The organism is Hymenobacter daeguensis (assembly GCF_054780555.1).
This window is the reverse complement of record NZ_BAAGWC010000001.1, coordinates 231,504-246,702: the sequence shown is the minus strand read 5'-3', so window position 1 is coordinate 246,702 and position 15,199 is coordinate 231,504. Positions and strand designations below refer to the sequence as shown.

The 15,199-nt window shown below is 63.1% G+C and carries 15 protein-coding genes; 9 read left to right on the top strand and 6 right to left on the bottom strand.

The features are described 5' to 3' along the window. Positions 1-58: 58 nt before the first annotated feature. The 4 genes from ACYVHT_RS01075 to ACYVHT_RS01060 all read right to left on the bottom strand — a co-directional run bounded on the left by ACYVHT_RS01075 (position 59) and on the right by ACYVHT_RS01060 (position 4,395). Entirely contained in the window at positions 59-601 is a 543-nt protein-coding gene (locus ACYVHT_RS01075) for a hypothetical protein (RefSeq protein ID WP_460547055.1), read from the bottom strand. A gap of 121 nt (positions 602-722) precedes the next feature. Further along, a complete protein-coding gene (locus ACYVHT_RS01070) occupies positions 723-1,382 on the bottom strand; it encodes a hypothetical protein (protein WP_460547053.1) in 660 nt (219 codons plus the stop codon). Positions 1,383-1,601: 219 nt separating this feature from the next. Then, positions 1,602-2,999 carry a dicarboxylate/amino acid:cation symporter gene (locus ACYVHT_RS01065; protein ID WP_460547051.1) on the bottom strand — a complete coding sequence of 466 codons (1,398 nt, stop codon included), beginning with the start codon at positions 2,997-2,999 and terminating at the stop codon, positions 1,602-1,604. A 157-nt stretch (positions 3,000-3,156) separates the two neighbouring features. Further along, on the bottom strand, positions 3,157-4,395 hold the full coding sequence (locus tag ACYVHT_RS01060) for a DUF6799 domain-containing protein (protein ID WP_460547049.1): 1,239 nt from the start codon (positions 4,393-4,395) through the stop codon (positions 3,157-3,159). 226 nt (positions 4,396-4,621) lie between these two features. Between ACYVHT_RS01060 and ACYVHT_RS01055 the strand changes: the two genes are divergently transcribed. Next, entirely contained in the window at positions 4,622-5,629 is a 1,008-nt protein-coding gene (locus ACYVHT_RS01055; protein WP_460547047.1) for an enolase-like domain-containing protein, read from the top strand. Between the two features lie 77 nt (positions 5,630-5,706). Here the strand turns inward: ACYVHT_RS01055 and ACYVHT_RS01050 are convergent, their stop codons facing one another. Further along, positions 5,707-6,267: a DUF6799 domain-containing protein gene (locus ACYVHT_RS01050; RefSeq protein ID WP_460547045.1), complete on the bottom strand. Its 561-nt coding sequence runs from the start codon at positions 6,265-6,267 to the stop codon at positions 5,707-5,709. A 167-nt stretch (positions 6,268-6,434) separates the two neighbouring features. Between ACYVHT_RS01050 and ACYVHT_RS01045 the strand changes: the two genes are divergently transcribed. Together ACYVHT_RS01045 and ACYVHT_RS01040 are read left to right on the top strand one after the other, a co-directional pair. Then, positions 6,435-6,890 (top strand): MarR family winged helix-turn-helix transcriptional regulator, encoded by a 456-nt coding sequence (locus ACYVHT_RS01045; RefSeq protein ID WP_460547043.1) that lies wholly within the window; start codon positions 6,435-6,437, stop codon positions 6,888-6,890. A 102-nt stretch (positions 6,891-6,992) separates the two neighbouring features. Further along, on the top strand, positions 6,993-7,637 hold the full coding sequence (locus tag ACYVHT_RS01040; protein WP_460547041.1) for a YceI family protein: 645 nt from the start codon (positions 6,993-6,995) through the stop codon (positions 7,635-7,637). Positions 7,638-7,711: 74 nt separating this feature from the next. On the opposite strand, the gene ACYVHT_RS01035 is transcribed toward ACYVHT_RS01040, so the two are convergent. After that, positions 7,712-8,269 carry a hypothetical protein gene (locus ACYVHT_RS01035; RefSeq protein ID WP_460547039.1) on the bottom strand — a complete coding sequence of 186 codons (558 nt, stop codon included), beginning with the start codon at positions 8,267-8,269 and terminating at the stop codon, positions 7,712-7,714. A gap of 120 nt (positions 8,270-8,389) precedes the next feature. Here ACYVHT_RS01035 and ACYVHT_RS01030 point away from each other — a divergent pair, with 120 nt between their 5' ends. The 6 genes from ACYVHT_RS01030 to ACYVHT_RS01005 all read left to right on the top strand — a co-directional run bounded on the left by ACYVHT_RS01030 (position 8,390) and on the right by ACYVHT_RS01005 (position 15,098). Then, entirely contained in the window at positions 8,390-8,671 is a 282-nt protein-coding gene (locus tag ACYVHT_RS01030) for an ATP-dependent Clp protease adaptor ClpS (protein WP_460547037.1), read from the top strand. 95 nt (positions 8,672-8,766) lie between these two features. Continuing rightward, positions 8,767-9,381 (top strand): recombination mediator RecR, encoded by a 615-nt coding sequence (gene recR, locus ACYVHT_RS01025; protein ID WP_460547036.1) that lies wholly within the window; start codon positions 8,767-8,769, stop codon positions 9,379-9,381. 142 nt (positions 9,382-9,523) lie between these two features. Next, positions 9,524-10,468, top strand: coding sequence for a helix-turn-helix domain-containing protein (locus ACYVHT_RS01020; protein WP_460547034.1), 945 nt, complete (start codon positions 9,524-9,526; stop codon positions 10,466-10,468). A gap of 93 nt (positions 10,469-10,561) precedes the next feature. Continuing rightward, positions 10,562-11,314 carry an SDR family NAD(P)-dependent oxidoreductase gene (locus tag ACYVHT_RS01015; protein ID WP_460547032.1) on the top strand — a complete coding sequence of 251 codons (753 nt, stop codon included), beginning with the start codon at positions 10,562-10,564 and terminating at the stop codon, positions 11,312-11,314. A 380-nt stretch (positions 11,315-11,694) separates the two neighbouring features. Beyond that, positions 11,695-13,713: a glycosyltransferase gene (locus ACYVHT_RS01010; protein ID WP_460547030.1), complete on the top strand. Its 2,019-nt coding sequence runs from the start codon at positions 11,695-11,697 to the stop codon at positions 13,711-13,713. Positions 13,714-13,877: 164 nt separating this feature from the next. Continuing rightward, entirely contained in the window at positions 13,878-15,098 is a 1,221-nt protein-coding gene (locus tag ACYVHT_RS01005) for a pyridoxal phosphate-dependent aminotransferase (protein WP_460547028.1), read from the top strand. The last annotated feature ends 101 nt before the right edge of the window (positions 15,099-15,199 follow it).

The window sequence follows — 15,199 nt, the reverse complement described above, 5'->3', positions numbered from 1 at the left end:
GGGCCCGGCCAATCGTTGCAGCGCGGTGCCGACTGCGCGGCCCGCGCTGCCGGCCCGGTTAAGGTTTTTTGTAAATGGTGAAAACAGGCCGGGGCCTCAGGTTGTAAACCGTGTCAACGCGCACGTTTCGGGAAGAATCCTGCCGGGCCGCAATGCGCTTGTCATAATTGGTGTAGCAGGTGCAGCAGCCGTCGCCCTCAAAGCTGCCTTTGAGCGTTACCTGGTCGATAAGCAGCGCGGTGGCCAGCTTGGCTGGGCGCGGCGCCCTGCGGTAGCGAATCTGGTAGCGGTACTGGTTGAGGCGAGCCGTGCCAATCTGCGCGAAGGGCGTGCTGTTGTTCAGGAAGATAGTGTCATTGGGCTGGGCCCCGAGCCGAATCAGCGTCACGGTTTCCGGCTTGGTGGTCAGCGAGTCGTACAGCAGCGGGTAGCGCACCAGTACCAGCGTATCGAGCTCGGCGGTGGTGAACCGACTCGAAAATACCAGCTTGATGATGTCCTCCTGCGCATCGTTGCAGTTGCACACGTTGTTGGCGCAGCAGCCACTCAGCAGCAGCCCGATGAATAGCGCAGTAAGCCGAAGAAAAGGAGTCGCAGTCATGTAGTGCCAAAGATAAGGCCCGTAGCACCCACCGCCCGGCCTGGGCAGCGAGGCGCTACGGGCCTTGCTCAACGTAGATATCTCAGCTAAAAATATGCCTCAACTAAAAAGTAAGAGTAGCCTAGCGGTTTTCCGTCACCGACGATGAAGCCGGCAGTGTGGGGTTCTCCACGGTGCCGCCGGCCAGCAGCAGGGGGCGCAGGCGGGCCGTGGCGGTGTCGAGCTGCGGGCGAATCTGGGCCATGGCCCCGCGCAGGGCAATGATGTCGGCCAGGCGTGGGGCGGCGGTTTGCGAGTAGCCGTGGTACATGGCCACCTTCACTTCGGAAGTGCCGGTGCCGGGGTAGGAGCCCAGCAGGTTGCCGGCGGCATCGCTCACCTGCACCTCGGCCTGCAGCGTGGTCTTGTACCACTCCAGCGGAATGCCCAGCACGGCCGGAATCATAAACGTAAGCACCTGCAGGCCTTGCACGGCGCGGCCGGTGCGCAGGGTTTTTACCTTTTTCACCACCAGCTTGGCGTAGCCATAAGTGGCCGTATCGGTGGGCTCGGTCAGGTTGATGCGGCACTCCTGCTGGAACAGCTTCAGCGGGTCTTCGGGCAGCGCGCCATCGTTCATGGCCAGGGGGCCCTGGTCGGCCAGCACCTCCAGCGCGGGCAGGCGCTTGGAGATAGAAGCCGTGGGCGTGCTGCGCATCTGGTTTTTTACCGATACGCAGGCCGGGGCCAGCAACAAGGCCGGAGCGAAGGCCAGCAGCGCAAAAGGACGGATACGTTTCATAGGGGTAAGGTTAGGTAGAAGTAATATCGTGAAATTAAAATATTAAGTTTAAAACACTTGCTGGCACTTAGTGAAAGCGGCTCTTAGCGGATGATGTAAAATTAGATGATTTATATCGGCATTATAGCCTTTTCTCGCTAAAAGGTCAAAAATTTAGTTCGAATGGCAGAAAAATAACCGGCGGTTAATATTTTTCGTTCAGTGTATCTAAAGATAGTTCTATTGGGCCAGTACGGCGGCCTCGGCTGTCGGGTCGGGTCCGCGGTAGTCGTCCACGAACTCTCCCTCCCAACGGGCTACGACAGCCGAGGCCAGACAGTTGCCCAGCACGTTCACGGCCGTGCGGGCCATGTCCATCAGCGCATCGATGCCGAGGATGATAAATACCGGCCAGGCCGGAAGGCTGAACGAGGAAACCGTAGCCAGGAGAATGACCAGCGAAGCCCGCGGCACGCCCGCCACGCCCTTGCTGGTGAGCATGAGCGTGAACACCATGAGGAGTTGGTCGCCGAAGCTGAGCGGTACCCCCGCCGCCTGGGCCACAAACACCGCTGCCAGTGAGAGGTAAAGCGTCGTGCCGTCGAGGTTGAAGGAATAGCCCGTCGGCATCACGAAGGCCACGATGCGGCGCGGCACCCCAATGCTTTCCATGGCTTCCATGGCCCGGGGCAGGGCGGCTTCGGAGGAAGTAGTGGCGAAGGCAATGCTCACCGGCTCGGCCACCGCCGCAATGAAGCGCTTGAGGGGCAGGCGGGCCAGGAAAGCCACGGGCAGCAGCACAAGCAGCACAAACGCGGCCAGCGCGCCATAGAGCGTGAGCAGCAGCTGAAAGGCATTGAGCAGCGGCGCAAAGCCCATTTTGCCCACCGTGTAGGCCAGGGCCCCGCCCACGCCCAGGGGCGCGAAGTACATCACCACATTGGTGAACTTGAACATGACCTCCGACAGGCTCTCGCAGAATTCCAGCATCACGCGGCGAGGGCGTTCGGGCGTGAGGGCCAGGCCGATGGCGAAGATGATGGCAAAAATTACCACTTGCAGGACCTGTCCTTCGGCCACCGATTTGGCAATGTTTTCGGGGAAGATGTGCAGGATGATGTCGGCCGCCGTTTGGGGGGCGGCGGCAGTGAGGGCTTCTTCCTTCACGCCGGCCTTGCTGATGCCCACGCCCGCTTTGGTCAGGTTGATGGCCGCCAGGCCGATAAACAGCGCAAACGTGGTCACGACTTCAAAATAAACCAGTGCTTTCACGCCCATGCGCCCCACCTGCTTGAGGTCGGCGTGGCCGGCAATGCCCACCACCAGGGTGGCAAAAACCAGTGGCGCAATGATGGTTTTCACCAGGCGCAGGAAGGCATCGCTCAATACTTTCAGGCTCATGGCCACGCCCGGCGCGTCGTGGCCCAGCTCAATGCCCACCAGCATGCTCACCACAATCCAGAGGGTGAGGGAGCGGCGGGGGGCCACGGCCGCCCCGATGGCCAGCAGCGCCAGCCAGCGCGCAGCCACGGGCACGGCCGGCGGAGCGGCAACTAAATTATTGGCTACCAGCAGGGTGAGAATGCCGGCCAGCACGGCCAGCACGATTGCAACAAGGAGTAAACGGGATTTTGCCATGCAGTTGAAAAGGGCAGTAATGACGGAACCAAGCTCAAAGAACGGCATTCTCGCGCCAGCAGCTTTGCCCGCCCACAAATGATGCCGCGCGGCAAATACAGAAAAGGCTCTGCACCAGCGAGGTGCAGAGCCTTTTGCCAGGTGCGCGCCGGCAATGCTACGGCAGCGACAGCAGGTAGCCAATGGTGAAGTTGGCGTCGTAGCCGAACACAAACTGCTTGCAGCCGGTGGCCTCGGCCACGGCCTGGTAGATATTCAGGCCGGCTTTCGCCTTGGCCCCCGACAGCTGCGGGTAGCCATCGGGTGCGTGTAGCACCGTGAAAGGCTCCTGGCCCTGGCGCACGGCCTTGGCCATTTCGTAGGGGGCCCCGCCGATGATGAAGCAGGTGCCGCGCAGCCGGGCCGGCACCTGACCGGCTTTGGCCTTCACCTCGCTGGCCACAATGGCATCGTTGAGGCCCTTCTCATAATACTTGGAGCCGTGGGTGTCCAGCGATTTTGGCTGGCCGCGCTCCAGCCACGAAATCTTGCTGTTGGCCGAGCCCATGTCCAGCACGAAGGCTTTGTTGGCGTAGGCATCGGGCAGGGCGGCGCGCAGGCCCAGGGTGCCTTCGCGCTCGGGCGTCACGGTGTTCACCTTGTATTTCAGGGCCTCCAGCTCCTGCACAATGCGGCGCGTCACATCGGCCGTAGCGGCCCCGGAGCTCACCACGAAATGAATGTCGCGCCCGCTCACGCCAAAATCCAGCATCTTGCCAATGTAGGCTTTCAGGCCGTTGCGCACGTCGGCGGCGGTGGCCATGTTTTCCATCACCAGGCTGTTGCCGAATTCCGACTTTTCGAGCTGCCAGTTGTGCTGGTCGTCGATGCGAACGATGAACATATTGAAGCCGCTGGCCCCCAGCTCCACCACGCCCTTGAGCCTGCCGCCGACCGGGGCCGTGGGCCGAAACGTGAAAGCGGCCGGCGCCGGCGCGGCAGCTGGTGCCGGTGCTGGCGCCGGTGCGGCCACGGGGGCCGGTTCCGGCGCCGGAGCGGCCGCCACTGGTGCCGGTGCCGGGGCTACGGCCCTGGCCGCTGGTTCGGGCGCGGGATTTTTGCGAATGAACTCACCGTTCAGGCTCAGCAAATCGCCTTCCTGCATTTGCACGCGGGTGCCGTTCGTCAGCAGCACCGATTGGGTGCGGTATTCCACGCGCACGCCGTTGGGCAGGGTCACGTCTTTGGTCAGGGGCTTGGTCTGGCTGCCGGTCTGAACCACCAGCGCCTTATTATACACCGTGAACCACGGTATGACGCTGTGCGCCGTCGGCGCGGAGGTCTGGGCCCGGGCCGACAAAGCCACTCCCAGCCACATACCAGCCAGCGAAAGGATGATGAGGAAAAGTTTTTGCATAAAAGAGGTGAAGGAAAAGAAGTTGTATATAATAGTCAAGAATTGCTATTACTCAGCAAAGCTAATGAACCGGGCAGCCCAGCCACCATGCGGTGGAGGCGTTTTAAAGAAAATTAGGTTGATTAGCAGAAATTCCAGTCGAACCGCTGCTTTTACCCGGTGGCTGCGTAAAGGGCAAATCCCCGTCCGTCGCGGCTGTGCTACGGCTTTCTTTTAATTCCCACCCATGCCTGTCTGGTCCCTCACTCCGCTCGTGCTGCCGCTGCGCTATGTGTGGAAAATCTCCCGCAACGCCTCCACCACCAAGACCAATCTGCTGCTGCGCGTCAGCGCCCACGGCCACACCGGCCTGGGCGAGGCCGCGCCCAACGTGCGCTACGGCGAAACCCCAGAGCTGCTGCAGGAACAATTTGCTGGCCTGATGACCAATGGTTTAGCGACGGTGGCCACGCTGGACGAACTGGATGCCCTGCTGGCAGTTCATCCGGTTTCGCACGCCCTGAGCTTTGGGCTCGAAGCGGCGCTGGTGCAATGGCTGGCGGCCACGGCCGGGCAGCCGGCCTGGCAATGGCTGGGCGTGCCGGCCCCGGCGGTCCGCGTGCCCACCGCTTTCTCCCTGCCCATTATGGAGCCGGGCGCAGTGGCTGGGTTTCTGCGCGAGCAGAACGCGGCCCGCTTCGAACTGCTGAAAATTAAAGTAAATCAGGCCGAAGGACTCGACCTGCTGCGCGAAGTGGCCCGCGCCCTGCCCGGCCACGCGCTGCTGGTGGACGGCAACGAAACCTGGCCCGATGCCGACAGCGTGCTGCGCTTTCTGGCGCAGGCCGCCGCGCTGCCGGGCCTGCACCTGCGCCTGCTGGAGCAGCCCATGCCCGCCGCCCTGGCCGATGACTACCGCTACCTGTGCCCACGCAGCGCCGTGCCCCTCGTGGCCGATGAATCGGTGACCGACTCGGCCGATTTTGCCGAAATCGCCCGGCAGTTCCACGGCGTAAATGTGAAGCTGATGAAAGCCGGCGGCTTCCGGCGCGGCATCGAACTGCTGCGCCGCACCCGCGCCCACCGCCTGCTGCCCATGCTGGGCTGCATGGTGGAAACCACCGTGGGCATTGCCGGGGCGTTGGAAATAAGCGCCCTGGCCGATGTGCTCGACCTCGACGGCTTTCTGATTGTGCAGGACGAACCCTTCGGGCTGGTGACGGAGGCCGAAGGGCAGCTGGCATTGCGCCTATAACGCCCCTTGTCGCGCGGTCGGGTGCTGGGCGGGCGGGCCCGCGCCCGCCCCACCGGGGCTATGGTGCGCGGCCCGGCTTACTTGCCGCCCAGCTGCGTGTCGAGCTTGGCCAACTCGTCGTCGATGGCTTTGGTTTCGGGGGTGGCGGGCTGGCTTTGGCTCAGCAGGGCCACTTTGCGCGTCAGAAGCTCCACCTTTTTGTTGAGGAGCGATACCTGCATGGCAGGGTCGGAGTAGCCGGGGCCGCGCTGCACGTAGGTGTCGTATCTGGCGCCGGCGGGCGCGGTTTCGCCCCGGGCAGCGGCGGCGCTGGCGGGCGTGGCAAACACGATGCCGCCGTCGGCCTTCACGTAGTCGCCCTCGCGCAGGGTAATTTTTTTGCCCTGGGCATTCACCTTGTCGGCGGGCATTTCGATGATGCCGTTCTTATAGTTGATTTTGACCCCGCTGGCCAGCTTCACATTCTGGGTGAGGGCGGTGATTTGGCTGCCGTCGCGGCGCACCACCTCACCGTTTTGCATCACAAACTGGGTGCGCGGAGTGGTTTGGACGGGAAAGCCCCCGTCCTGGGCTGCGGCAAGGCGGGGGGCGGTGGCCAGACCGGCGGCCGTGAGCAGGAGAAAAGCGAAGCGTTTCATGGCAAAGGAAGTGCGGTGAAAAACGGGATAGTTTGCGGGAGTACGTTCGGGGGAAGCATTTGGGTGAAGCGGGAGGGCGCGGTGCCAGAATTTTTATAGAAATATTGGAACGGTGTTGCGACATTAAATGTATGTACATAAATTTGCATCCGATTCCACTGCCTCCCATGCGCATCGAAGACGAAATCAAGCAGCCTATTTTCCGCGACGAATACCAGAAGGCCTATATCAACCTGATATACACGGCCGGCTGGCTCGAGCTGCGGCAGGCGGCGGCCTTCAAGCCGTTCGGCCTCACCTCGCCCCAGTTCAACATCCTGCGCATTTTGCGTGGGCAGCACCCGCTGCCGGCCACCGTGGCCCTGCTCATCGACCGGATGCTGGACAAAACCAGCAACGCCTCCCGCATTGTGGACCGGCTCGAAGAAAAAAAACTCGTGACCCGCACCGTGTGCCCAGCCAACCGCCGGGCCGTCGACATCCGAATTACCAAAGCCGGCCTCGACCTGCTCGACGCCATTGAGGCCGCCGGCGTGCTGAACTCGCCGTGCAAAGCCCCGCTCAGCGAAGACGAGCTGCGCCAGCTCAACGCCCTGCTCGACAGGATGCGCGACGTCGAATAACTTATTTACGGTGCCGTCTGGCACGCTTTTTCGCTACGGCCGCCCGGCCGTGGCTTTTGCCTCAACCAACACTTCTTACCTTTTTTCAATTTTCTTTTTGTCATGAAAAAATTCCTCTTGCCCGCCCTGTTTGCCGTAGCCGTACTCGGAGCAGCTCCCGCTGCCTCGGCTGCCAAAGTGGCTCCCGCCAAAGCCGCTGCCGCCGACCCCGCCTACAAGCTGCAGCCGCAGCTGAGCACCCTGGGCTGGGAAGGCAAAGCCGTGACCCACGGCCACAACGGCACCATGAACTTCACGGGCGGCGACCTGATTGTGAAGGGCAACTCCATCGTGGGCGGCACCGTGACCGTGGACATGAAGTCCATGAAAGCCACCGACATCAAGGATGCCGAAAGCCAGGGCAAATTTGTGGGCCACATGAGCAGCGACGACTTCTTCGGCGTGGCTACCTACCCCACTTCGACCTTCAAAATCGTGAGCGTAACGCCCATCAAAGGCGCCGCTAAAGATGCCGACAACGTGACCATCGCCGGCGACATGACCATCAAGGGCGTGACGCAGCGCATCAGCTTCCCCGCCAAAGCCGGCGTGAAGGACGGCATCGCCTCGGCCACCGGCAAAGTGACCATCGACCGCACCAAGTTCGGCCTGAAATACGGCTCGAAGTCGTTCTTCGAAAGCATCGGCGACAAAGCCATCTACGACACGTTCGACCTGACCTTCAACGTGATTGCCAAGAAATCCTAAGCGCGAGCTATTAGCTTTTTTTGAGTTAAAGCCGTCGATAATAAAAAAAGCCCGCCAGCCTTGGCGGGCTTTTTTTATTCGGGGATTTCGAAGCTGCGGGGCAGCTCGAATTTCAGGTTATGGCTTTTTTTGCGGCGGTGCAGCTCGCTCAGAACAGCGTCCAGCTCGGCCTTGTATTCCACCCACAGGTCTTCGTGCAGGCTCTTGAGAACCAGCGCCGGCACGCGGGCCGCCAGCCGGGCCGTGGCGTTGTAGAAACCATCCCAGACGCTGTCGAACTGCCCGGAATAGTTGTCGATGCACTGGCGCAGGATGTACACCAGCAGGTCGATTTCGAGCTGCTTGCTTTTGGTGATGCGGCGGGCGCGGGCGGCTTCCTGCACGCTGGCCCGCACGGCTTTCACCAGGCTGCGGTTGAGCAGGCGGCCCGAAACGGCCACGTTGAACAGCTCGTGGATGCGGTCGGCGGTTTCTTCCTGCACCTGGCCCAGGGTCACGTCGGCCAGCAGCTCGAAGCGGATGGTTTCGTAGAGCTCGGCATCGCGGCGCACGGCGCGCAGGAGCAGGGCTTCCTTTTCGGGCTCGGAGAGGCGCTTGAGGGCTTTCTTGAAATCGGGGGAGGGAACGGGCATGGGGCGCGGGGCACGGTGGGGCTGCCAAAATAATTCGGCCTGATTCTGCGAAACGAATTCCCCCGATTCGGGGTTATGAACGGCTGCCCCACGCGGGCTTTTCCTGCGTAAATTTGCCTTATGAACACGCGTCCGCAAATTGATTACGATGAAGAGGTCCTGCTGCTCGAAGACGAAGCCGAGCTGCGCAACCTCGTCGTGTACAACGACGACATCAACACTTTCGACCACGTCATCAAAACCCTGATGGACGTGTGCGGCCACCAGCCCGAGCAGGCCGAGCAATGCACCCTGCTCATCCACTACAAGGGCAAGTGCGCCGTGAAAATGGGCACCTACGAAGAACTGGAACCCATGTGCAGCGCCATCCACGACCGCGGCATCTCGGCCGACGTTATTTGATGTGAAAAGGTGTAGGATGTGGTAAATGTGCTGAATATCAGCCGGCCATATTCATTTCGCACATTTCCACATTGGCACATTCTTACATTTTTTGAATGGAATTTCCCTCCAAGCTGATTGAAAACGCCGTGGGCGAACTCTCGCGCCTGCCCGGCATTGGCAAGAAAACGGCCCTGCGCCTGGCCCTGCACCTGCTGAAAGCGGAGATGGACACCACCGCCTCGCTGGCCGAGGCCCTGGCCAAGATGCGTTTCGAAATCACCTATTGCAAAACCTGCCACAGCATTTCCGATGCCGAGGAGTGCGGCATCTGCGCCAATAAGCTGCGCGACCACAGCCTGGTGTGCGTGGTGTCGGATGTGCGCGACGTCATTGCCATCGAGAATACCGGCCAGTACAAGGGTGTGTACCACGTATTGGGCGGCGTGATTTCGCCCATCGAGGGCATCGGCCCGGCCGATTTGCACATCGACTCGCTGGTGGAGCGGGCGGCGGCCGAAGACACGGAGGTGCGCGAGGTCATCCTGGCCATCTCGCCCACCATGGAGGGCGACACCACGGCCTTCTACCTTTCGCGCCGCCTGCGCGACCTGCCCAACGTGCACCTCAGCACCATTGCGCGGGGCATTCCGATGGGCGGCGAGCTGGAATACGCCGACGAAATCACCCTCGGCCGCAGCATTGTGGACCGGCAGCGGCAGGCGCGGTAGTCCCGCCGGCTTTTTTCGCGGTTTCAGGCCCCGGCGCTGCATAAGCGCCGGGGCTTTTGCTTGGGCGAAGCTGCCGCGGGCCGGGGCAAACCTTCCGGCGGTTCGCGGGTTGCTGGGCTTTGAATCTTACAAGCTCCTGCCGATGACGACTTCCGCGCTCAATGCCCTGTACCAGGAGCTGGCCCCCTGCATGGGTGCCGACCTGACCACGCTGCTGCCGGGGGGCATTCAGCGCGAGGTGGGCCACTTCAACGTGTTCGATTTGGCCGACTTCTGGGAATCGAGCCAGCTGCGGCCCAACACGTCGTATCCGTGCCGGTCCTTCTACAAAATCAGCTTGCTGCACAGCCACAGCCGTGCCGAATACGCCGACCAGACCATTGCCATTGCCCCCGATGCCCTGGTGTTTTCGACGCCGAAGGTGTCGTTTCAGTGGTGGCCGGCCGAGGCGCAGCTGGGGCATCTTTGCCTCTACACGGCGGAGTTTCTGCTGCCGGTGCTGGGCGGGCTCACCCCCGATGAGCTGCCGCTGTTCCGGGCCGACGGCTACCTCGTGTTTCAGCTGACACCGGCCGAAATGGCGCGGGCAACGGCCATTTTTATCCGAATGCACGAGGAGCTGGCATCCGACTATGCTCACAAGTACGACCTGCTGCGGGCCTACGTGCTGGAGTTGCTGCACCTGGGCCAGAAGCGGCAGCCCGCCGCCACGCTGCACCCCGCGCACTCGGCGGCGGCCCGGCTCACCTCGCGCTTTGCGGAGCTGCTGGAGCGGCAGTTTCCGCTCACCACGCCCCAGCAGCGGGTGCCGCTGCGCACCGCGAAGGCCTTTGCCGACCACCTGGCCGTGCACGTCAACCACCTCAACAAGGTGCTCAGGGACAGCACCGGCCGCACCACCACCGACCTCATTGGCGGGCGGCTGGCGCAGGAGGCCAAGGTGCTGCTGCGGGAGTCGGAGTGGACGCTCTGGGAAATTGCCGACAGCCTGGGCTTCGTGGATGTGGCCCACTTCTCGCACTTTTTTCGCCGCTACGCTACCGTGAGCCCCGGGGCTTTTCGGGCGCTGGATGCCGTGGCGGTTTGATTTCTACAAGAAGCTGATTGGCGGGTACAACGCGGCGGCCGGGAGGGCAGGGGACCTTTGTCGTGTTCAATTAACCCCTCAACCACACTCCCTATGAGTACCTCCAAAATAGCCCTGCTCACCGGCGGCAGCCGGGGCCTGGGCAAAGACATGGCCCTGAAACTGGCCCAACAGGGCATCGACGTTATCCTGACCTACCACACCCAGCAGGCCGAAGCCGCCGCCGTGGTGGCCGAGATTGAAGCCCTGGGCCGCCGCGCCGTGGCGCTGCCCCTGAACGCGGCCGACATCAGCACGTTCGAGGCCTTTTTCGCGCAGGTCACCACTGCCCTGGCCGATGCTTTCGGCACCGACCGGTTCGACTTTCTCATCAACAACGCCGGCACCAGCCTGAGCGCGCCCATTGCCGAAACCACGGAGGCACAGTTCGAGGAGATGCTCAACATTCATTTCAAGGGCGTGTACTTCCTCACGCAGCGGGCGCTGCCGCTGCTGCGCGATGGCGGCCGGATTATCAACATTTCCTCCGGCACTACGCGGGTTGCTTTCGCCGGCAGCGCGGCCTATGCCAGCATGAAAGGCGCGGTAGAAGTATTTACGCGCGTCCTCGCCCTGGAGCTGGGCCCGCGGGGCATTGCAGCCAACGTGGTGGCTCCCGGCGCGGTATTTGGCGGCGGAGCCATGACGGACACGCCCGAAATCCGCGCCTACGTGACCCAGATTACGGCCCTGGGCCGCGTGGCCGAGCCCGACGACATTGGCGGCCTCGTGGCCTTCCTCTGCACCGACGCGGCGCGGTGGCTCAACGGCCAGCGCATTGAGGCCACGGGCGGCATGATGCTGTAAGCCGGCTGCATGGGCCGGACCGGTCATTGCGAAGCAGCGCCGAAGAAATCGAAGGGCTGCCTAGATAGTCCGGCCTGTAACTGCCAGGCCCTTGCTGAAACGACCAGCCCCGGTTCCACTTGGTTCCGGGGCTTTTTGCGGCCGAAATTGCACGCGCGCATCTTAACAATATTCCTCCTGTCAGGTCGAGGCCGGACCCCTTAAAGGAGTTCCCTTAAGCACGCTGGCCGGGGCCGGCCCCCTTGCGGGAGCTCCTTTTAGCACTCCGGCCTCGGCCAGACCGCTAAAAGGAGCTCCCGCAAGCCATCTGGCCGGGGCCGGGCCGCTAAAAGGAGCTCCCGTAGCCGCCAGGCGGGCGGCGTGGCTTAATTTCGCCCTCCGTGGTCAAGCTCTCCGTCGTCATTGTCAACTACAACGTCTGCTATTTTCTGGAGCAGGCGCTGCTCTCGGTGCGGCGGGCCGTGGAGAAGCTGGGCCACCCGGTGGAGGTGTTCGTGGTCGATAACAACTCGGCCGACGGCTCGGTGGCCATGGTGCGGGCCCGGTTTCCGGAGGTGGTGCTCATGGCCAACCGCGACAACCCCGGCTTCTCGAAGGCCAACAACCAGGCCCTGCGCCGCGCCACCGGCCAGTACCAGCTGCTGCTCAACCCCGACACCGTGGTGGAGGAGGACACCTTCCGGGCCTGCTGCGCCTTCATGGACGCGCACCCCGACTGTGGCGGCCTGGGCGTGAAAATGCTCGACGGCCAGGGCAAATTCCTGCCCGAAAGTAAGCGCGCCCTGCCCACGCCGGCCGTGGCGTTCTATAAGATGTTTGGGCTGGCTAGCGTGTTTCCGAAGTCGCGCACCTTCGGGCGCTACCACCTGGGCTTCCTCGATAAGGACCAGACGCACGAGATTGAGGTGCTGAGCGGGGCGTTTATGCTGCTGCGCAAGGCCGCGCTCGACCAAGTGGGCCTGCTCGACGAAGACTATTTTATGTACGGCGAGGACATCGACCTCTCGTACCGCCTCACGCAGGGCGGCTGGAAAAACTATTATTTCCCCGGCACGCGCATCATTCACTACAAGGGCGAGAGCACCAAGCGCACCAGCGTGAACTACGTGTTCGTGTTTTACCGGGCCATGGTGATTTTTGCCCAGAAGCACTTTGCGCCGGGCCGGGCGGGCCTGTTTTCGCTGCTGATAAATGCCGCCATCTGGCTGCGGGCCGGCGCGGCCGTGGCCGAGCGCCTGGTGGTGCGCGCGGCCCCGCTGCTGCTCGACGCCGGCCTGATTTGGGGCGGCATGTACTTTCTGAAAGGCTACTGGGAGCGCAACCACAAGTTTGTGCCCGGCAACTACCCGCCCGAATACATGGAAGTGGCCGTGCCGGCCTACATCGTGGTCTGGCTGTTGTCGGTGTTCCTCAGCGGCGGCTACGACCCGCCCGTGCGCACTTCGCGGGTGGTGCGGGGCGTGTTTGTGGGCACGCTGATTATTTCGGCCGCCTCGAATTTTCTCGACGCCTGGCGCTTTTCCAAAGCCCTGATTATTCTGGGCGGGGCCTGGGCCGTGGCGGCGCTGGTGGGCCGGCAGCTGCTCGCCCACTTCATCAAGTACCGCAACCTGCACCTGAGCGAGCGCCGCCAGAAAAACATCGCCATCGTGGGCTCGGGGCCCGAAAGCCGCCGCGTGCGCGCCCTGCTGGAGCAGGCCCAGGTGTCGGCCCGCGTGATTGGCTACGTGAGCGTGGGCCAGGAAAAAGCCGCCTCAGATGTAGAAGAACCCGACGACCATTCACCCATTCACCCATTCACCCATGCGCCCATTGGCGAAGCCCTGGGCGAGCTGCGCCAGCTGGCCGACATCATTCGCCTCTACGACCTGAACGAGCTGATTTTCTGCGGTAAGGACCTGCCTGCCAGCCAGATTATCACCCTCATGCTGAGCCTGCCCGCCGACCCGCCGGTGGCCTACAAAATCCTGCCCGAAGACAGCCAGTACATCATCGGCAGCAGCAGCAAAGACTCGCCCGGCGACTACTACACCCTCGACATTGCCCTCAACCTCTACCAGCCCCAGCAGGCCCGCGCCAAGCGCCTGCTCGACGTGCTGACCAGCGCCGGGCTGCTGCTGCTGGCGCCCTTGCTGGTGTGGTTTCAATCACAAAAAGCGGGGTTCCTGCGCAACTGCGCAGCGGTATTGCTCGGCAGCCGCACCTGGGTGGGCCTGCGCTACCTCGATGGCCCGGCCCGCGCCGTGCCCGCCGTGCTCTCGCCCGCCGACGCGGCTAATGCCCTTGCCCCGCTCAATGAGGTGACCCTGCGGCGGCTGGAGCTGCTCTACGCCAAAGACTACGAGCCCGGCACCGACCTGCGCATCATCTGGCGCTGCTGGCGCCGGCTGGGGCAGTAGCACTCACGCCCATCGGTCCTCCTGAGCGGAGCGAAGGACCTGGCCAGGCCTGCGCCACTGGATTGCTGCGCATTGCCCTGCCGTGATAAGGGCCTTCGCTCCGCTCAGGAGGACAGACGTTCCGCACCGCCTTACCTTTACCGTCCCATTTACCGCTGCCCGACATGCCCGATACCGCCACCCTCGCCCCGACTTCCCCGCTCTCCGCCCGCCTGCTGGCCATGACCGAGCCGGCCACCATTGCCATGGTCAAGAAGGCCCGCGAGCTGATGGCCACCGGCGTGGACGTCATCAACCTCAGCTTCGGCGAGCCCGATTTCCAGACCCCGCAGTACATCAAGGATGCCGCCAAGCAGGCCCTGGACGACGGCTACACCTTCTACACGCCGGTGCCCGGCATTCCGGAGCTGCGGCAGGCCATCTGCGACAAGTTCAAGCGCGACAACCAGCTCGATTTCCTGCCCAACCAGATTGTGGTGAGCACCGGGGCCAAGCAGGCCCTGGCCAACGCCGTGCTCAGCCTGGTGAACCCCGGCGACGAAGTCATCGTGTTTTCGCCCTACTGGGTGAGCTACGAGGAGATGGTGAAGCTGGCCGAGGGCGTGACGGTGGAGCTGCGCGGCACCCTCGAAAACGAGTACAAAGTGACCGCCGCCCAGCTGGAGGCCGCCATCACGCCCCGCACCAAGCTCATCATGTACTCCTCGCCCTGCAACCCCACCGGGGCGGTGTTCAGCCGCGACGAACTGGCCGGCATCGCCGATGTGCTGGCCCGCCACCCGCAGGTGTACGCCCTGGCCGACGAGATTTACGAGTACATCAACTTCGTGGGCGAGCACGCCAGCCTGGCCCACTTTGCGGAGGTCAAGGACCGGGTTATCACCGTGAACGGCTTCTCGAAAGGCTACGCCATGACGGGCTGGCGCCTGGGCTACCTCGCCGCCCGGCCGGACATTGCCGCCGCCTGCGAGAAGATGCAGAGCCAGATTACCTCCGGCACTTGCTCCATCAGCCAGCGGGCGGGGCTGGCGGCCCTGCGCGGCGGCCGCGCCTCGGCCGATGAGATGGTGGCCGCCTACCGCCGCCGCCGCGATTTGGTGCTGGACATCGTGAAGGACATTCCCGGCTTCAACACGCCCACACCCAGCGGCGCTTTCTACATCTTCCCCGAAGTCTCGGCCTATTTTGGCCGCACCGCGCCCGACGGCAGCGTCATCCACAACGCGCTGGACCTGGCGCTGTTCATGCTGAACGATGCCCACGTTTCGGCCGTGTCGGGCGATGCGTTTGGGGCTCCCGGGTGCATTCGCTTCAGCACCGCCGCCGCCGATGACAAGCTGGTAGAGGCGTTTCGCCGCATCAAGGCCAGCCTGGCGAAGTTGTAGGAACGCGCCACGGCGCGTTCGATGCCAGGAACGCGCCACGGCGCGTTCGATGCCAGCGCCCGCCTCAAGACGCATAATTGCCGTTCAACGACCGAACGCGC